The following is an 18,428-nucleotide window of genomic DNA, read 5'->3' on the forward strand; positions in this document are numbered from 1 at the left end:
GTACAAGCTTTTTTATTTAGGGAGGATTAGAGTTCTAATATAAATGAAAAAGTTCCAATAAAAGCCGGAAGTTCTAATTAGAGGTACTACTGTTCAAATAAACGGGTCGACTTTTCTAATATTGAGTATATATCTTCTAATATTGTATGGAAATTTTCTAATAAAGTCAGCCCCCGAAAAAATAGACGTAAATAACAAGGGGCTGTCCAGTAGTTTTACCGGACAGCCCCTTGTTATCTATTAGTGATGCTCTGCTTCTGCTTCTGGAGTTGATTCGTTTGGAATGATTGCAGCGATAATAATAACTAATACGCTGAATACTAATGATACGATTACGCCATTCATGAAGTTAAAATCTACACTTAATACAGAACTTACTACATAGTTTAGCATTGAAACTAATAAGAATGACCAAAAGAACGTAATGATATATTGCATCAAATTCACCTCATTGAACTTATTTATAACGTTATTGTGAAATTACATCTTCAATATCATACCACAAGCATTCATGAAATTAAAAGGGCGAATCAAATTATTCTTCAAGTTGTCATAAATGCTTATTTTTATTGCTTTTTTTAGTAAGAATTAACACGGAAAAAAAGAAGATTAGCACAAAGATGTTTGTCTAAAAATGGAACGTTTTTGTACGTTCACGCTCAAAAATTTTAAATGGAAGAAACGAATGAAAACTTCCAACCACCATTTAATTTCATGACGATGTTTTACCAATTAGAATAGCCATTTTAATCGGGAGAAAAACAAGAATAATCCATAGTCCCTCTTTTTCCAGAAATTTTAATTGTGTTAAAAATAATTATGTTCTATAATTAGTACCAACTACTAATAATTAGTTATATTATTTGATCCAAGAGAAAACAAGGGGGCTATTATATGAATGCCGGTATTATAGGGATGGGGAAATATGTTCCGGAAAAAGCTATAGCAAATAAAGATTTTGAAAAAGTTTTAGATACATCAGATGAGTGGATTCGTTCTCGGACGGGTATTGAAAACCGTTTTATCGCTGAGAATGAAGAAACATCGGATTTAGCATATAAAGCAGCAGTGCAGGCTATTGAAAATGCAGGTATAACACCAGATCAAATCGGTCTAATCGTTGTTGCGACGGTTACACAGGATCAGAATTTCCCTAGTGTAGCGTGTCAAATTCAAGAACGACTTGAAATATCGGGATGTGGCGCAATGGATGTTTCCGCTGCATGCTCAGGATTTATTTATGGAACGGCTATTGCAAAACAATTTATTGAGAGCAATGATTATGAATATGTATTAGTAGTAGGTGTTGAAAAACTGTCGAAAATTGTGGATTGGGATGACCGTAACACAGCTGTCCTATTTGGGGATGGTGCAAGTGCGGCTGTTCTCGGCAAAGTTTCGGAAGGGCGCGGAATTCTTGCATTCGAACTTGGAGCTGACGGAACAGGCGGAAAGCATCTTTATCTAAATCCTGAAAATCATATTGCAATGAATGGTCGTGAAGTATTTAAATTTGCGGTTCGTCAAATGGGCGAATCAGCAGTAAATGTACTCGAAAAGGCAGGCCTGACGAAGGAAGATGTCGATTATTTAGTACCGCATCAGGCGAACATCCGCATTATGGAAGCCGCAAGAGAACGTCTTGACTTACCAGAGGAAAAAATGTCGAAAACAATCCAGAAATACGGCAATACATCTGCCGCTTCAATCGGTATTTCAATCGTTGAAGATTTGGAGTCAGGTAAAATCAAAGACGATGATATCGTTGTTTTAGTAGGCTTCGGCGGAGGCCTTACATGGGGAGCACTCGCATTAAAGTGGGGTAAATAAGAATGTAGATTGGGATGTGGGGGAAAGATGGAACGAATGCTAAAATCGTCATGGCCTGTCACAACGCATTCGTGACCACATCGTATTGGCCCCAAATCCGAAATAGAAATCAATCTTTAAATAGGAAAAGAACTTAACTTAGAAAAGGGTGTTAAATAATGGAGAAAAGAAGAGTTGTTGTTACAGGAATCGGTGCAGTAACGCCAGTAGGAAACAGTGCAGAACAAGCATGGGAAAATGTAATTGCAGGCAAGTCTGGTATTGGACCATTAACACGAGTAGATGTAAGCAAATTTCCAGTATCTGTAGCGGCTGAAGTAAAAGATTTTAATATAGAAGATTATATCGACCGAAAAGAAGCTCGGAAGATGGACCGTTTTACACATTATGCATTAGCAGCTTCAATGATGGCTGCAAAAGATGCCAACTTGACGATTACCGAAGAAATGGCACCTCGCGTAGGTGTTTGGATCGGTTCTGGAATCGGCGGAATGGAAACGCATGAACAGCAGTTTTTAACATTCCAGGAGCGCGGTGTTCGCCGTGTGAGTCCATTCTTCGTACCGATGATGATTCCGGATATGGCTTCTGGACAAGTATCGATTTATCTTGGCGCAAAAGGGGTAAACTCTTGTTCCGTAACGGCTTGTGCATCAGGAACTAACTCGATTGGTGACGCATTTAAAGTAATTGAACGTGGAGATGCGGATGTGATGATTACAGGTGGAGCAGAGGCGCCAATCGTAACAATGGCGGTAGCAGGCTTCTGTGCAAATACAGCGTTATCGTTAAATCCGGACACGGCTTCTGCATCACGTCCATTTGATAAAAACCGTGACGGCTTCGTTATTGGTGAAGGCGCAGGAATTTTAATTTTGGAAGAGTATGAACATGCAAAAGCACGCGGTGCGAAAATTTACGGTGAAGTTGTTGGATATGGTTCAACTGGGGATGCCCATCATATTACAGCACCGGCTCCAAACGGTGAAGGTGCAGCACGTGCGATGCAAATGGCAATCGATGATGCACAAGTATCGCCTGCCCGAGTTGGTTACATTAACGCACACGGTACGAGTACACCATATAACGACTTATTTGAAACACAGGCAGTTAAGACTGTTTTTGGTGACCATGCCTATAAATTGGCGATGAGCTCAACGAAAAGTATGACTGGCCATTTATTAGGTGCAGCAGGCGGTATTGAGGCTATCTTTACAGTACTTGCATTGAAGGAAGGTATTTTGCCGCCGACAATGAATTTACACGAGCCGGATCCGGAATGTGATTTGGATTATGTACCAAATGCAGCACGCAAAGCGGAAGTTGAATACGCGTTAAGCAATTCACTTGGCTTCGGTGGACATAATGCTTGTTTATTGTTTAAAAAAATTACAGATTAATAAATAACAAAAAACGAACGTGCTTCTTCTATCGCACGTTCGTTTTTCGTATAGTTGTACGAAGGATGGTGTTTTGTGACACGTTTCGTACTTTTTTTATTTTTTTATGGGCTCAGTGTCATGTCGATCAGTAATATGATTTTATACTTGAATTACCGCACGCTCGGTTATTCATGGCATGCTGTATTGATGTACATTGTACATGGAGCAGAGTTGTATATGCTGCTTGTTGCTATTGGCGGGATGATTAGCGTCGTTTACGGCCTAAGCCCATCGCGTTCTCCATTTTCTTAAGTGTTTTAGAGGCAATGGCATTCGCTTTTACTGCACCCTCATCCAAAATTTCATCAAGTTCCGGTGAGTCAATAAGTGCATAATAGCGTTCCTGAATTGGTGTTAAGTGGTCAATAACAGCCTGTGCTACTCCAGCTTTAAAATCACCATAGCCTTTGCCTTCATATTTTGCTTCTAAATCTGCAATTGCTGTTCCGGATAAGGCAGATTCAATAATAAGCAAGTTTGATACACCTGGTTTGTTTTCAATATCAAATTTAACGATACCCTCAGAATCCGTTACAGCAGATTTGATTTTCTTCTCGATTTCTTTTGCTGTATCAAGCAGGCGGATCGTCGCTTTTGTGTTCGTATCGGATTTTGACATTTTTTTCGTCGGCTCCTGCAATGACTTGATACGAGCGCCTTCTTTCGGCAATTGAATATCAGGAATTGTTAATACGTCATTGTAGCGCTTATTAAAACGCTCAGCTAAATCACGTGTTAATTCAATATGCTGCTTTTGGTCTTCGCCAACCGGTACGATGTCTGTATTGTAAAGAAGAATATCGGCAGCCATTAACGGCGGGTATGTTAATAGTGCAGCAGAAACAGACTCTTTACCTGTTGATTTGTCTTTGAACTGTGTCATACGCTCTAATTCACCGATTGAAGCGACACATTGCAGCATCCAGCCGGCTTGTGCGTGGGCAGGGACTTCTGACTGAATAAATAAGATCGATTTTTTCGGGTCAATGCCGCATGCAATATACATTGCAGCCAATGAGCGGATATTTTTACGCAGCTCCAGGCGATCCTGTGGCACAGTAATTGCATGCTGATCCACGATGCAATAAATGGCGTTGTTGTTTTCCTGTAGAGCAGGGAATTGTTTAATCGCTCCGATATAGTTCCCTAAAGTAATAGTTCCTGTTGGTTGTACACCTGAAAAGATTGTTTTCAATGGGTGTTCCTCCTTAAAATCAAATGAAAATAAAAAAACATCATGCGTCCTCTATTCGAAAATAGAAGGGACGAATGATGTTAAAATCCGCGGTACCACCCAGCTTGCCTTAATCGGCCACTTTGCTTCGTAACGTGAAGGCGACGAGCTGGACTACTAATAGAAATGTTCATCAAGCTAACTCGGAAGTCCATTCCATTTAACGAATGATCTGTTTGCACCAACCACAGACTCTCTAGGCATTCTTATTAAATGTACTACTCTTCGTCATCGTTTTTCATAATCTTGAAAGGATTATAACGTAACTAATGAAAAGAAAGCAATCGTTTTATTTTAAAGAAACAGGAATAAAACGAAGAAAAATGGAAATAGTAGTAAATAGATAATTAAATTATATGAAATGGCATCATATTATCTGATTTTTTCTCAATTACAATTTATTAAATGAGAAAAAACATCAAAAATCAGTACGTTTTATTTTACTATTTTACGGGTAAAATTTGTTATGGCACAAAATTATAAAAAGTGTGCTTATTAGAGAGAAATGCGTAATAAAATTTATTACGTAAGTTGAATTATTTGTTGACATTGTATATTCAAACATGGGTTATTCATGTATAATGGGAACAGAATCTTAAATTAAATTAATTCTAAATTGAGTTTTACTTATACATTTGTGCTTCTACATTAACAGGAAGCAACATCTAGCAATTGAATTGAAATCAATTAGAGAGGGAGTGAGCCAATGTTAGTAACATTATTTACTTCACCAAGTTGTACTTCATGTCGAAAAGCAAAAGCATGGTTAGAGGAACATGATATCCCATATACAGAACGCAACATTTTTTCCGAGCCACTTACAATTAGTGAAATCAAAGAGATTTTACGAATGACAGAAGATGGTACAGATGAAATTATCTCAACGCGTTCGAAAATTTTCCAAAAGTTGAATGTCGATGTTGAAACATTGCCGTTACAACGATTATATGAGCTTATTCAGGAATATCCGGGACTATTACGTCGTCCGATTATTTTAGATGAAAAACGTCTGCAAGTTGGTTATAACGAAGATGAAATTCGTCGATTCCTGCCTCGTAAAGTACGAGCATACCAGTTGCAAGAAGCCCAACGCATGGTTAACTAAATATACCGCTCATGATGTTACGGATGCATATTGTGCAATTGTAGCATCTTTTTTTTATTTTAGAACATATTAGAAAGAGACCTTAAGGACTTGATTTAAAGTATTTCGTGCAATACAATTTCAATTATTCAAATAATTTACGCTGAATAATGTTTTTCCTTTTCATTTTAATCCAATCCATCATACAATAGAGTTATAGATACTTCTAATATTTAAAAGTATCTAAGTTCCGATGCAATAGAACGCCATATTGTATGCCACTTGGAAATAAAGCGACGTTCTATACAATGACTGTGAAGGGGGTTGAGGTCTAATGGACATCGAACGCATTAATGAAAATACGCTAAAATTATTTATTACGTATAGTGATATCGAGGACCGCGGTTATACGCGCGAAGAAATATGGTACAATCGCGCAAAAGGTGAAGAGCTTTTCTGGGATATCATTGGTGAAATAAATACAGATGATTATTTCGATTTAGATGGTCCAATTTGGATTCATATTAACGCTTCAGAAAGTGGATTGGAAGTCGTTGTTACACGCGCATCTGTAGGTAATGACTCCGAAACTTCTTCGATGGCTGGCAACTTTGAAGATGACCTTCATATATCAGATCAATTAAATGAAATGGAAGAATCGATCTTCAATGCGATTGGCAAAGCAGCAAAAGAAGAAGAACAATCGCTTGAAAACGCCCGATTCCGATTTAAAGATATTGACGAACTAATACCTCTTGCAAAACGCGCAGCACCATTAGGAATAGAATCCGTGTTGTATAAATGGGAGGATTACTACTATTTATATGTAGATTTAAAAGATTTGGAAAGCCAGGAAGCGAGAAATATCATCGCTTTATGTACTGAATATTTAACGGCTTCCAAAATTACAGCGCACCGCCTTGAAGAGTATGCGGAGACAATCATTGCTGAAGACTGCTTCGAAACAATCATTACGTATTTTGAGTAGGAAAGCAGTTTACGAAAGCCACCTGATTTTAGGTGGCTTTTTTATGTTTGTAATGGGGTAATATAATTGTGAAAGTAGAAAATGTAGGGAGAAAATTATAACGTAGCTTGGAAAAAGTGAAAAACAATATGATAAAAGTAGAACTTTGTGAGGCAAAAGTGGAAAGTTCATAGATATGTAATAAAAGTAGAATTTCTTTGAAAAAGCCAGTTTCCAATAGTTATTATTTATAAGTTGAAATAGAATGAGCATTTCATTAAGATGGATAAAAAGGAGTGGAAGCAAATGCTGGTCGCAATGACCGAACAACAGCAATTATTTCATTTAACGTCGAAATTTTCCCTGAATGAACTGCAAAGATTAAAAAAACAGCAATCCTTTTTCTGCCCCCAATGTAAAGAACAGCTTTTATTAAAGGCTGGACAAATAAAAATTCCGCACTTTGCACATCAAAAAAATAGTGAATGCGATTCTTTGTTTTCGGAAGGGGAATCTGCTTCACATCTACTTGGGAAACAACAACTCTTCCACCAATTTTCGAACCTTCAGCTACGTCCCGTTCTTGAACCGTATTTACCGCAGCTTCAACAGCGACCGGATCTTCTCATCACATTTAAAAATCGTCAATATGCAATTGAATTTCAGTGCAGCCCCATCGCACATCCATCTTTTCAACAGCGAACAAGCGGCTATTTGCGTGCCGGAATAACTCCGATATGGATTTTGCACACGCCCGAAAAATTTAAATGTCCCGGTATCGTAAAAGTTTCAATCAATCAAACAAACGCTCAATTTATGCAACAGTATAAAACCCAGAAATTCCTCATCACCTATGATGTAAAAAGCAAAACCTTCTACTATATTAGTAATTTAATCCATCTTCATAAATTGCAGTATTTTGCAGTTGTTAAGCCGTTAGCCCTCAATCAACAACGTTTTCCGCTCTTAGTTCCTGAAAAAGTAACGAAACCCCAATTTCATTTGCTTCTGAAAAACTTCAGCATATTCCGTGAGCAATATATCCGCCCCCGTCTATTATTAAGCAAAAAAGGGGTTAACGATCAATTTTTCCGTTCTATCTATGAATTAAGGCTAACGATGACGGATTTGCCGATTTTTTTAGGGATTCCTGTGTGCAATACGCATGCTTTTAATCAATTTTGTATAGAATGGCAAGTAGGGTTTTTTCATTTTATGGAATACCATGCGCTCACTGCTAAAACGATGAATGAAAATGCAATTCCTTATTTTTTCAAATGGAATCAATTGGAGCTGACGGATGAGCGGAGAGCAGCGGTGGAACATTATTTAGCAATTTTAAGACATCTCAATATTGAGCAATTGGGTGATAATATTGCCGAGAAACAACTTTTTAATGTTCTGTACGACGAATTGGTTGCATTTGGATGTTGAAATTGTTTAAATAGATTTATAATTTCGAATTTCGGAATAGTAGGAGGCAAATAAATGGCAAAGCAAATTTTAACGCGTGAAGAAGTACCTGAGCAATTAACATGGGATTTAACAACAATTTTTGAATCCGATGAGGCTTGGGAAGCTGAGCTGAAAGAAGTAGAACAATTATCAAAAAAAGCTTCGGATTATAAAGGGAAAGTAGCGGATAGTGCGGAAAGCTTATACAATACATTGCAGTTCAGCGATGCATTATACGAACGTCTGAGCAAGTTATATGTATATTCTCATTTGAAGCATGATCAGGATACTACGAATAGTAAATACCAGGATCTTGATGGTCGTATTCGCTCTGTTCTTACAAATGCAGGAGCAGCGTGGTCATTTATTACGCCTGAAATTTTAGCATTGGATGAAGCGACATTAAACAGCTATGTGGAAAGCTATGAACCACTTTCGTTATATGAACAAAGTCTAAGAGAACTGAATTTGGGCCGTCCTCATATTTTATCTGCGGAAAAAGAAGAGCTGCTGGCACAATTTTCCGAAGTGACATCGACAGCTGGCAAAACATTCAGCGCTTTAAACAACGCAGATTTGGAATTCCCGAAAATTATAGGGGAAGATGGAGAAGAAGTACAAATTACACACGGTAATTATATTACAATGCTTGAAAGCGACAATCGCGAAGTACGTGAGGCAGCATTTAAAGCCGTTTACAAAACTTACGGCCAATATAAAAATACATTTGCGACAACTTTAGCCGGGAATGTAAAGGCGCATAATGCCAATGCAAAAGTTCGTAATTACAATTCAGCGCGCCATGCTGCACTTAGCAATAACTTCATTCCTGAAAAAGTGTATGACCAGCTTGTTTCAACAATCCATGACTATTTACCGGCATTACACCGTTATGTAGAGCTTCGAAAAAAAGTGCTTGGTGTCGATGAACTGCATATGTACGATCTATTTACACCGCTTGTTAAAGAAGTGAAAATGGAAGTAACATATGACGAAGCGAAGAAAACGATGGTAGAAAGCTTTGCTCCACTTGGTAAAGAATATCAGGAAATCGTCCAAAAAGGTCTGGAAAGCCGGTGGGTAGACGTGCTTGAAAATAAAGGGAAACGCAGCGGTGCTTATTCCTCTGGAACGTTCGGTACAAATCCGTATGTGTTAATGAACTGGCAAAATAATGTAAATAACCTTTATACATTGGCACATGAATTCGGCCACTCAATGCACAGTTATTATTCACGTGCGAACCAGCCGTATCAATATGCGGATTACTCAATTTTCGTTGCAGAAGTGGCTTCAACGTGTAACGAAGAATTATTATTTGATCACTTAATGAAAACATTGGATGATGATAAGCAAAAAATCTATTTATTAAATCAATGGTTAGACGGTTTCCGCGGTACAGTGTTCCGTCAAACAATGTTCGCAGAGTTTGAGCATATCATTCACGAATTAGATGCAAAAGGCGAATCAATCACATCGGAAAAATTAACATCGATTTATTACGATCTAAACAAACAATACTTTGGTGATGCAATGACAGTAGACGAGGAAATCGGTCTGGAATGGGCACGTATTCCACACTTCTACTACAACTATTACGTATATCAGTACGCAACAGGTCAATCAGCGGCAACAGCATTATCTAAACAAATTTTAGAAGAAGGCGAACCGGCAGTTGAGCGTTATATTAACAACTTCCTAAAAGCAGGCTGCTCGGACTTCCCGATCGAAGTATTAAAAGCTGCAGGTGTAGATATGGAATCTCCGGAACCGATCGCATTGGCATGTAAAGTATTTGAAGAGAAGTTAGAAGAGCTTGAAAAATTATTATTAAATAATTAATAGTTTGTGAAAACGCATCTGTTTAAGGTGCGTTTTTTGCTTGAATAAATGGAAATTTACTTTAAATCAGTGGGGGATGAAGAAAACTATTTAGGAGAAGCTGTCAGAAGTATAAATGTAAAGAATGGTGATATATCGGCGTTTGAGGCGGGGAATTAAACTCGAATTTATGATATTTTATTTTAAACCTCTTTTCTTCATATGGAAACGCTTACTATATGACGAATTTGTGAAATTGTGAAAGATTCATTGCAAGAAATATTATTCCATGATAGAGTAATACTCGTGAAATAAATCACATAACAAACATACACCCCTTTGTTTGAACGTGAACATTTCTCCCATCCCCTTTGTGAAAAAGAGGCGTCTTATTTCTCGAGAATAAGGCGCCTCTTTTGTTTTGTTTACCGATTTTTCGAGCTGTAGATGGAAGGGCAGGGGGAATTCTACAGGATGAGTAGGAAATTTCTCACTTCGGTAAATAGTTTCCCCATTTCAAAGGAAACTGTCTACTTCACACTCAAAACTTTCCACATTTCCATGAAAACATTCTACTTTCGTATAAAAAGATTCTACTTTTCCGATCCAAGAGTTGAATATAGTAGGAGCGTTCTACTTAATCAGGGAACAGTTCTACATTCAGCTTAAAACTTTCCACATTCCAGTGCAAACGTTCTACTTTCGTACCAAAAACTTCTACTTTATCAATTCAAACGGCGAATAAAAGCACGTCACTTCACTTCCTCAAAAAAGCGTCCTACATCCCTCATAACAGCCCCTTCACTATATCTAGCATGGTGTCATCTCATAACCGCATGAGCGGGCGCAGGAAAGGATTTATATCTGTATCTACCCTCACAACCATAAAAAAGAAGTGACTGTTCGTATCCCAACTCGGAACAACCTCCAGAAAACATTAAAAAAAACCAGCCTGCATGGATGCATAGCTGGTGAAAATATTGTATAAGTGCGTTTAATAAATTATTTAGTAGGTCGTACGTTCTTTTGCACGCCAAAGTGTAATTTCATCGGTCATGATGCGTTCTACTTTTTGCTGAAGCATACGTTTCTTTAATTCGCGTTCTGCCAGTTGTTCATTGATTGAGTAGATTTCGGCTACTTCAGCTGTTGTAAGGGTGCTGAATCGATCGAATAACTCGTCTAATGCGGGAACCGGTTGGCGAATTAATTCTTCTCCTAGCAATTCTGCTAAAATATGCTCGTAAACTTCATAATTATAAGAACCGCTTACTTTCAGGCCTTCATCTTCAATGCATTCATTGAAAAATACGATGCTTGGAATTTCTTCAACTTCCATTTCACGAGTTAAGTATAAATCGCATTGGAACGCACGAGCTGCTTCTTTTGAACCAAAGTCGGACACGAACTCATCCATATCGAGATTGACTTGCTGTGCGATTTCAATTAATGTCGCGTGTGAATTGATGTTGCGTGTATTAAGTGTTGCTACTTCTTGAACTTTGTTTAAATAGCGGAAACCTGCACGCTTTCCTTGAAGTTCGGCCGCTTTAATTGCAATTGAAGGTAATGCTGGATGTGTAATATCCAATTCCGCTCCGGAAACACAGCCTTTCATCCGGCTCGTCATGCTGTTTAAAGCAGCGAGTTCCGTACTAAGGACATATCGACATGTAAAGTAATGACCGTATTCTACTTGCAGTTTACGCATTGTCGTTTGTAGGGCTAATGCTTTTTCGCAAAGAGGGTCAATAAAAATATAAAGCTCAATCGGTTTATTACATGTAGATGGTGCTACAGGTTGCTGTAAAAGTTGGACATTATTCACTCAAATCCCTCCTCATCATTTGGGGCGTTGACCATATGGTGAGCAGTCATAACGAGACGCTTATAGTAAACTTCACGGAATTTACCGTCCAAGCCCACTTCGTCCATCGCCTCTGCCATACATTCAAGCCATGCCTGGGCACGATCGGGTGTAATTTTAAAATGCATATGTCTCGCACGCATCATCGGATGACCATGTTCTTCTGAGAAAAGGTTAGGTCCCCCAAGATACTGCGTTTGGAATTGTATTTGTTTACGAATTGTTTCCGTCAGATCTTCAGGGAAAATAGGAATTAATAAAGGATGCTTCGCCACTCGAGAGTAGAACGCGTTAATTAATTCAGAAAGCTTTTCAGCACCGAGTTCCTCATAAGGAATCGTATATTTTCGATTCATTAGTTATACTCCTTTGTGTCTTTCTTTGCCAGTATATGAAATATGAATGTCATGTAAGTAATGTAAATTTCATTTAGGCGATACAATCATTCTAGCAACGTAGGGCCATTTTAACAAATAAAGTGCCCTGCCAAAAAGTTTAAAGGGCATTTCACATCTATCATCAGTACCGCTGAATCATTGATTAATAGGTGTTTACACCGATTTTCCAACTAATCCAAATTAGAGCATTTCAGGAGCATAAACAATTAAATATCAAAATTGCTTTTGGCTTTCGTCTTCAAATTTTCACTGCAAGTTCACCGGTATTAATAAAAAATTTACACATTCATATAGTTCATTATTTTTTTGACATAGTTTTGAGTTTCCTGGAAAGGTGGGATACCCCCATATTTTTTTACATTTCCAGGACCCGCATTGTACGCAGCAAGCGCTGTTTCCACATTATTATCAAACTGGTCGAGCATTTGGCGTAAATATTTTGCACCACCCATAATATTTTGTGCAGGGTCAAAGCGGTCAGACACCCCTAAATAGCGCGCAGTTGCAGGCATGAGCTGCATTAACCCGGATGCACCGGCAGCGCTAGTAGCAGAAGCATTAAAGTTCGATTCCTGTTTGATAACGGAAGTAATCAGTTTTTCAGGTAAATTGTATTTCTTAGCGGCAGCAGTAATTTCTGCCTGATAAGTCTCAGCACCGGCAAAGAAGTTTGCTACATCGGTCTTTCTAGTAAAATCCGTCATATACTGTTCAATTGTGGATGTTTCATTATTTGCTGATAGGCTATTGAATGTACCCGGTAAATTCGTTAAGTTCGATGAATTATTCAACAAAAATGATGCGATATAGTTTTGAGCAGCCGAGTTTTGCTGCTGCGAATTAGAAGTTTGTTCGGAATCCGTTAACTGCTGGAAAGTGCTCACATCACCAAGTCCATTTAGCGAACTTGATAAAGATTGTCCATTTAAAATGTCGCTCATTAAGTCGGAAAATAGAGTCGACGTAGATGATGATAATACACTTGCGCTTGACTGATTGGATGTATTTAAATTCTGCATTGCCTGAAGTTCAAGCAATGTTTTCATTGATGAAATATCCATCACAGCACCTAGCCTTTCTGATTGTTTAAAGCCGTCATAAAGCGCACTATTTTCTTTTGCGCAGGCTGTGGCTCAATTTCATGATGTGCCAAAAATTCGGAGAAAATCTCTTTTCCGACTGCTTCATCATGTGTCTCATATTCTACCTCATAATCGTCGCAGTGCAAATAGAAAGAATGGTCAAACACGAGCAAACCGCCTTTGTATGGGATTTCTACCCGGTCGGTCGTCAATGTTCCGTAACAGTGCAGCTCGCCTACCGGAATATTAAATAGCGCCAGTCTTTCGTTTACAGAATACGGGGGCACTCCTTCACCGGCCAGCATACGATCTGCTTCCTCACTTGTTAAGTAATCTGTCGTTTCTAAATGCTGGTGCTTGGAAGCTTTCTCTTTTAACGTAAATTCAATCGCATCTTCCACGACACGAATTCGAAGAGCACTGTGAATTTGTTTTAAATCGTTTTCTTTTGTATCAAAGTAATGGTTAACCTGGCGAATAATTTGTTCGTTTTTTATGGAGAATGCTTCAAGAAGCTGTTCATACTGTGACTTTGTTAGTATATTCTTAAATTCTATTTCAATTTGCTGTGTCATTGTCATCGTCCTTTTTGTTAATAGTTTTCAATTAAATTCAACGGCTGAAAGAAGTCAAACGTTTCTGCACCAATCGAGTGTCCTATGGTAAAATGTGAAGGGTAGATGAATCATCAATTTTATCATCCGACAATTTCAGGTGATGAAAAGAAAAAGGAGATTAATTCATTGCGAAACGTATATATAATTGATCATGTTGAAGTAGTACATAAAGAAATCTATTTTATTTTAAATGAAAAGAAACAACTTAGCCAATTGCAATCAACAGGGCAAGTGATCGTCGATTCGGATAACGAGGCGTTTCTTTATATCATAGAAGAAAATGAGGCATACAGTTATATAAGCTTTTCAAAAAATGTATGGCCGCAACTATTACAAATGTTATTGGCAGAGCAGAAAGCATACTTGAAAGTGGAAGATGGTCTGCTGCCGCTTCAACAATTTGCTGATGAATTACAAGGATTGCTTTATAATATTGAAGGCAACAGCAACTATGGAGATCAATTTGTTGATAATATCGAAAAGGCATTTGCCGAATTCTTGAATAAATAGCAATAAACTTAAATATCACAAGAAAAACATCATTTCACGTGATTTAGGTGTGAAATGTGTATTTCTCGTCTACAAGAAGTATAATTGTTTGAAACAACGTGTTGATGAAATAGTGTGAAAGGTATGAACTATTTCTAGTTGGGGGGTTTTTTAAATTGGGGCAGTGGGAAGTATTTTTGAGTCCATATCGACAAGCTGTGGATGAACTTAAAATAAAATTAAAAGGGATGCGTTCGCAATTTGGTATTATGAGTGCCAATTCGCCAATTGAATTTGTTACAGGTCGTGTAAAACCACTTGCTAGTATATATGACAAATCGCTTGATAAAGGGATACCATTCGAACCGACTGCGCGTTTAGGAAATGAATTGCAAGATATCGCCGGTGTACGGATTATGTGTCAGTTCGTGGATGATATTGCAACAGTAACCGAGCTGATCCGTCAGCGTAATGATATGAAAGTGATCGAGGAAAAAGATTATATTACACACAGTAAACCGAGTGGCTATCGTTCACACCATATGATTATTGAGTATCCGGTAGAAACGATTCAAGGTCGCATCGTTGTTGTGGCAGAGATTCAAATTCGTACATTGGCGATGAACTTCTGGGCATCAATTGAGCATTCCATGAACTACAAGTATAAAGGGATTTTCCCTGAAGAGATAAAAAATCGATTGCAAAGCGCAGCCGAAGCAGCATTCCGATTAGATGAAGAAATGTCCTCAATTAGAAGTGAAATTCAAGAGGCACAGGCATATTTCAGTGAAGTGAAAGAAGCAACGAATACAGCTATCCATAAGTCAACTGACAAAGAGGAGCGTGACAAATAATGAAGTTTTCAATTCAATCACGCAGAGATGACCAATCAAACGAATTGATGGAGCTCGCAAAATCTTATTTAATTGATTTCGGTTTACAATTTGATGAACAAGAGCCGGAAATTGTTCTTTCGATTGGCGGCGATGGAACATTATTGCATGCTTTCCACCGCTATTTGCACCGTTTGGATAAAACAGCTTTTGTCGGAATCCATACCGGCCATTTAGGTTTTTATGCCGATTGGAAACCTTCAGAGCTAGAAAAGTTAGTATTGTCGATTGCCAAAAAGGAATACAATGTCGTTGAATACCCGTTATTGGAAGTGCAGGTTCATCGCCAGCATTCCGAATCCAGTACGTTTCTGGCGCTGAATGAAGCAACGATAAAATCGCCGGACGTAACGCTTGTAATGGATGTGGAGCTGAACGGCGAGCATTTTGAGCGCTTCCGTGGGGACGGTTTATGTATTTCGACACCGTCGGGCAGTACAGCATACAATAAAGCACTTGGCGGAGCGATTATTCATCCGACATTGCAGGCTTTGCAAATAACAGAAATGGCATCGATCAATAACCGTGTGTTCCGGACGGTAGGATCATCTTTAGTATTGCCGGCACATCATAACTGTGTACTAAAACCTGTACATGAGCAGCAATTTAATATGACAGTCGATCATATAAGCATGACGGAAACCGATGTAAAATCGATTACATTTAATGTGGCAAATGAAAAAGTGCGTTTTGCTCGTTTCAGACCATTCCCGTTTTGGGAACGTGTGCATGATTCATTTATCTCGAATGAATAGAATGAGGGTATATGGATAAACGATTTCAATTACAATTTATCAATACGGTCGATCAGGAGCTTTTGCGTGATGCAATTGCTCACTGGGGCATTTCAAAGCGTGCATTGACCGCCATTAAATTTGATGGTGGGGCACTTTTGGTTAACGGTGAAGAAAGAAATGTGCGGCATCGCTTGGCGGAAGGCGATGTTGTATCGATTATTTTCCCGGTAGAAGAAGCAAGTGAAGGACTGATTCCAGTACAAGGAGAATTAGCTGTTGTTTATGAAGATGAGGCAGTGCTTCTTATCGACAAACCGGCCTTCATGAGCTCGATCCCTTCTCGGGAACATCCGAATAATTCGCTTGCCAACCTTGTATATGGCTATTTTGAACAGCAGCAGCTTGCTTCTACTGTTCATATCGTGACAAGACTTGACCGCGATACATCCGGGTTGATGCTTATAGCAAAGCATCGTCATATACATCATTTAATGAGTGAACAGCAAAAAAAGGGACAAATTCATCGTGAATATGAAGCAGTTGCAGAAGGCATCATTGAGCAAGCACAGCAGTCCATTATCGCTCCGATTGGACGGAAGGATACGAGTATTATTGAACGTGAAGTACGTCCAGACGGACAATTTGCCCATACGGATGTTACTGTGCTGACTCGTAAAAATAATACGACACATATTCGCCTGAAGCTTCATACGGGAAGAACCCATCAAATACGTGTTCATATGGCTTATATTGGCCACCCATTAGTAGGGGATGAATTATATGGAGGCAATCATACATTAATTGACCGCCAGGCACTCCATTGCCGCTACATTGAATTTGAACATCCGTTAACGAAAGAAAGAGTGCACTTTAAAAGCAAGCTGCCGGAAGAGATTTCTACATTGATTAACTAATGCAAGATGCCAAGATTTCATTGGCATCTTTTATTTTTGGGGAAATTGGGAATATACTGTTGAGAAGGAATTTACGTAAGTCATTAGTCGATTTATTGAACGACGAAAAAAAATAATGATAAAACGTAATTAACCTTGACGAAATACGGTAATTAATCATAAAATAACTCGTTATGAAAAGTCGAAAGGAGGGGGGCAAGCATGATAGAGGAAAAAAATGATGAAGTCCAGTACGATGAAGCGTTTTTGCGAATGCTGCTTGATGAAGAAAATATCGAGTCATTCCGCGAACATTTCCTAGTACTCCATCCATATGATCAAGCACAGTTTTACGAAGAGGTGGGCCCGGACATACGGCAAATTATTTATCGTTACTTGTCTCCTCAAGAAATGGCAATCATTTTTGAAACAACTGAAATTGAGGACGATGAATATAAAACATACTTAGATGAGATGGATCCATCATATGGTGCGGCCATGTTCGGCTTCATGTATACCGATAATGCGGTAGATATCCTCAATGAATTGGATACCGAGCAACGGGAAAATTTCTTGGACATGATGGATGAAGAAACCGTCGATGAAATTAATGAGCTTTTAGGCTATGAAGAATATACAGCCGGGGCCATCATGACGACAGAATATGTATCGGTCGTTGAAAGCGCAACGGTTCGTGAGGCAATGCGAGTGCTGCGTCAGGAAGCCCAAACCGCCGAAACGATTTATTATATTTTTGTAGTGGACCAGGAACATCGACTGCTTGGTGTCATGTCGTTAAGGGAACTGATTGTCGCTGAAGGGGATTTATATATTCGTGACATTATGAGCGAACGTGTCGTCTCGGTCAAAGTAACGGATGACCAGGAAAATGTCGCGAACTTGATAAAGGACTACGACTTATTGGCAATTCCAGTTGTCAACGAGAGCCGTGAGCTTCAAGGGATTATTACGGTCGATGATATTATCGACGTTATTGAAGAAGAAGCAGAGGACGACTATTCCAAACTGGCCGGTATTGCAGATATGGATGATAATGATGCAGGTCCTTTACGCGCGGCAGGCAAGCGTTTGCCATGGCTCATTATTTTACTGTTTTTAGGAATGCTGACATCTGGACTTATGGGAATATTTGAAGCAACGCTTGATAAAGTAGCCTTGCTTGCAACATTTATTCCGCTCATTTCCGGTACATCCGGTAATAGTGGAACCCAGGCCTTGGCTGTAGCGGTACGAGGAATTGCAACTGGGGATATTGGCGGGAAAAGTAAATTCAGGCTGATCGTGCAGGAATTAAGTACAGGACTTATTATGGGGGTAGTTAGCGGTGCCATTGTTGTCGGAATCATTTTCTTCTGGAAAGGTACATTAATGATCGGTCTGCTTGTCGGGGCATCGATTTGCTGCTCGATTATCGTCGCGACACTGGCTGGATCGTTTATTCCGATTTTAATGCATAAGCTGGGTGTTGACCCTGCCGTTGCATCTGGCCCTTTTATTACAACGTTGAATGACGTCACAAGTATTATTATTTATCTTGGCCTTGCATCGACGTTTATTAGCCGGATTCTGTAAGGAACGATTTGAAAAGACTTTGCATA

At 38.8% G+C, this 18,428-nt stretch carries 18 protein-coding genes and 1 other annotated feature; of the genes, 12 read left to right on the top strand and 6 right to left on the bottom strand.

Annotated elements, in window-relative coordinates:
- Positions 1-240: 240 nt before the first annotated feature.
- Positions 241-438, bottom strand: coding sequence for a YjzD family protein (locus tag AC0VXV_RS04165; RefSeq protein WP_008403579.1), 198 nt, complete (start codon positions 436-438; stop codon positions 241-243).
- A 456-nt stretch (positions 439-894) separates the two neighbouring features.
- On the opposite strand from AC0VXV_RS04165, the gene AC0VXV_RS04170 reads away from it, so the two are divergent.
- The 3 genes from AC0VXV_RS04170 (at position 895) to AC0VXV_RS04180 (ending at position 3,524) form a co-directional block, all read left to right on the top strand.
- Positions 895-1,830: a beta-ketoacyl-ACP synthase III gene (locus AC0VXV_RS04170; protein WP_475530477.1), complete on the top strand. Its 936-nt coding sequence runs from the start codon at positions 895-897 to the stop codon at positions 1,828-1,830.
- 158 nt (positions 1,831-1,988) lie between these two features.
- The gene (fabF, locus tag AC0VXV_RS04175) at positions 1,989-3,230 is read left to right on the top strand and encodes a beta-ketoacyl-ACP synthase II (protein WP_475530478.1); all 1,242 of its coding nucleotides are present in this window, start codon (positions 1,989-1,991) and stop codon (positions 3,228-3,230) included.
- Between the two features lie 75 nt (positions 3,231-3,305).
- Complete coding sequence (locus tag AC0VXV_RS04180) at positions 3,306-3,524, top strand: hypothetical protein (protein WP_079524771.1); 219 nt, start codon at positions 3,306-3,308, stop codon at positions 3,522-3,524.
- Here AC0VXV_RS04180 and trpS read toward each other — a convergent pair.
- Positions 3,478-4,467 carry a tryptophan--tRNA ligase gene (trpS, locus tag AC0VXV_RS04185; RefSeq protein WP_413077646.1) on the bottom strand — a complete coding sequence of 330 codons (990 nt, stop codon included), beginning with the start codon at positions 4,465-4,467 and terminating at the stop codon, positions 3,478-3,480. The genes AC0VXV_RS04180 and trpS overlap by 47 nt on opposite strands.
- A 63-nt stretch (positions 4,468-4,530) precedes the next feature.
- Positions 4,531-4,747 (bottom strand) — a binding site (T-box leader).
- 465 nt (positions 4,748-5,212) lie between these two features.
- Between trpS and spxA the strand changes: the two genes are divergently transcribed.
- From spxA to pepF, 4 genes are all read left to right on the top strand, one after another.
- Entirely contained in the window at positions 5,213-5,611 is a 399-nt protein-coding gene (spxA, locus tag AC0VXV_RS04190; RefSeq protein ID WP_008403575.1) for a transcriptional regulator SpxA, read from the top strand.
- A gap of 313 nt (positions 5,612-5,924) precedes the next feature.
- Positions 5,925-6,578: an adaptor protein MecA gene (mecA, locus tag AC0VXV_RS04195; RefSeq protein WP_340800196.1), complete on the top strand. Its 654-nt coding sequence runs from the start codon at positions 5,925-5,927 to the stop codon at positions 6,576-6,578.
- Positions 6,579-6,863: 285 nt separating this feature from the next.
- Positions 6,864-7,991 carry a competence protein CoiA gene (locus tag AC0VXV_RS04200; RefSeq protein WP_475530479.1) on the top strand — a complete coding sequence of 376 codons (1,128 nt, stop codon included), beginning with the start codon at positions 6,864-6,866 and terminating at the stop codon, positions 7,989-7,991.
- 54 nt (positions 7,992-8,045) lie between these two features.
- Complete coding sequence (pepF, locus tag AC0VXV_RS04205) at positions 8,046-9,854, top strand: oligoendopeptidase F (RefSeq protein ID WP_475530480.1); 1,809 nt, start codon at positions 8,046-8,048, stop codon at positions 9,852-9,854.
- Positions 9,855-10,839: 985 nt separating this feature from the next.
- On the opposite strand, the gene AC0VXV_RS04210 is transcribed toward pepF, so the two are convergent.
- The 4 genes from AC0VXV_RS04210 to AC0VXV_RS04225 all read right to left on the bottom strand — a co-directional run bounded on the left by AC0VXV_RS04210 (position 10,840) and on the right by AC0VXV_RS04225 (position 13,755).
- On the bottom strand, positions 10,840-11,661 hold the full coding sequence (locus AC0VXV_RS04210; RefSeq protein WP_475530481.1) for a DsbA family protein: 822 nt from the start codon (positions 11,659-11,661) through the stop codon (positions 10,840-10,842).
- A complete protein-coding gene (locus AC0VXV_RS04215) occupies positions 11,658-12,056 on the bottom strand; it encodes a globin domain-containing protein (protein ID WP_008403570.1) in 399 nt (132 codons plus the stop codon). Before AC0VXV_RS04215 ends, AC0VXV_RS04210 begins: the two co-directional genes overlap by 4 nt.
- 320 nt (positions 12,057-12,376) lie before the next feature.
- Positions 12,377-13,159 (bottom strand): lytic transglycosylase domain-containing protein, encoded by a 783-nt coding sequence (locus AC0VXV_RS04220; RefSeq protein ID WP_475530482.1) that lies wholly within the window; start codon positions 13,157-13,159, stop codon positions 12,377-12,379.
- Between the two features lie 8 nt (positions 13,160-13,167).
- On the bottom strand, positions 13,168-13,755 hold the full coding sequence (locus AC0VXV_RS04225; protein WP_475530483.1) for a CYTH domain-containing protein: 588 nt from the start codon (positions 13,753-13,755) through the stop codon (positions 13,168-13,170).
- A gap of 105 nt (positions 13,756-13,860) precedes the next feature.
- Between AC0VXV_RS04225 and AC0VXV_RS04230 the strand changes: the two genes are divergently transcribed.
- From AC0VXV_RS04230 to mgtE, 5 genes are all read left to right on the top strand, one after another.
- A complete protein-coding gene (locus tag AC0VXV_RS04230; RefSeq protein ID WP_475530484.1) occupies positions 13,861-14,307 on the top strand; it encodes a UPF0738 family protein in 447 nt (148 codons plus the stop codon).
- Positions 14,308-14,462: 155 nt separating this feature from the next.
- Positions 14,463-15,140: a GTP diphosphokinase gene (gene yjbM / locus AC0VXV_RS04235; RefSeq protein ID WP_251689702.1), complete on the top strand. Its 678-nt coding sequence runs from the start codon at positions 14,463-14,465 to the stop codon at positions 15,138-15,140.
- Positions 15,140-15,934 (top strand): NAD kinase, encoded by a 795-nt coding sequence (locus tag AC0VXV_RS04240; RefSeq protein ID WP_079524781.1) that lies wholly within the window; start codon positions 15,140-15,142, stop codon positions 15,932-15,934. Before yjbM ends, AC0VXV_RS04240 begins: the two co-directional genes overlap by 1 nt.
- An 11-nt stretch (positions 15,935-15,945) precedes the next feature.
- Positions 15,946-16,830, top strand: coding sequence for an RluA family pseudouridine synthase (locus AC0VXV_RS04245; protein WP_475530485.1), 885 nt, complete (start codon positions 15,946-15,948; stop codon positions 16,828-16,830).
- 201 nt (positions 16,831-17,031) lie between these two features.
- On the top strand, positions 17,032-18,402 hold the full coding sequence (gene mgtE, locus AC0VXV_RS04250; RefSeq protein ID WP_475530486.1) for a magnesium transporter: 1,371 nt from the start codon (positions 17,032-17,034) through the stop codon (positions 18,400-18,402).
- Positions 18,403-18,428: the final 26 nt, after the last annotated feature.

The organism is Solibacillus sp. iso_87 (genome assembly GCF_056173085.1).

Excerpts from the sequence above, each read along its gene's own strand:
- mgtE (WP_475530486.1), top strand. The coding sequence starts at position 17,032 with ATGATAGAGGAAAAAAATGATGAAGTCCAGTACGATGAAGCGTTTTTG.
- AC0VXV_RS04200 (WP_475530479.1), top strand. The coding sequence starts at position 6,864 with ATGCTGGTCGCAATGACCGAACAACAGCAATTATTTCATTTAACGTCG.
- AC0VXV_RS04220 (WP_475530482.1), bottom strand. The coding sequence starts at position 13,159 with ATGGATATTTCATCAATGAAAACATTGCTTGAACTTCAGGCAATGCAG.
- AC0VXV_RS04170 (WP_475530477.1), top strand. The coding sequence starts at position 895 with ATGAATGCCGGTATTATAGGGATGGGGAAATATGTTCCGGAAAAAGCT.
- AC0VXV_RS04230 (WP_475530484.1), top strand. The coding sequence starts at position 13,861 with ATGAATCATCAATTTTATCATCCGACAATTTCAGGTGATGAAAAGAAA.
- AC0VXV_RS04215 (WP_008403570.1), bottom strand. The coding sequence starts at position 12,056 with ATGAATCGAAAATATACGATTCCTTATGAGGAACTCGGTGCTGAAAAG.
- AC0VXV_RS04245 (WP_475530485.1), top strand. The coding sequence starts at position 15,946 with ATGGATAAACGATTTCAATTACAATTTATCAATACGGTCGATCAGGAG.
- AC0VXV_RS04165 (WP_008403579.1), bottom strand. The coding sequence starts at position 438 with ATGCAATATATCATTACGTTCTTTTGGTCATTCTTATTAGTTTCAATG.
- pepF (WP_475530480.1), top strand. The coding sequence starts at position 8,046 with ATGGCAAAGCAAATTTTAACGCGTGAAGAAGTACCTGAGCAATTAACA.
- spxA (WP_008403575.1), top strand. The coding sequence starts at position 5,213 with ATGTTAGTAACATTATTTACTTCACCAAGTTGTACTTCATGTCGAAAA.
- AC0VXV_RS04225 (WP_475530483.1), bottom strand. The coding sequence starts at position 13,755 with ATGACACAGCAAATTGAAATAGAATTTAAGAATATACTAACAAAGTCA.
- fabF (WP_475530478.1), top strand. The coding sequence starts at position 1,989 with ATGGAGAAAAGAAGAGTTGTTGTTACAGGAATCGGTGCAGTAACGCCA.
- mecA (WP_340800196.1), top strand. The coding sequence starts at position 5,925 with ATGGACATCGAACGCATTAATGAAAATACGCTAAAATTATTTATTACG.
- AC0VXV_RS04240 (WP_079524781.1), top strand. The coding sequence starts at position 15,140 with ATGAAGTTTTCAATTCAATCACGCAGAGATGACCAATCAAACGAATTG.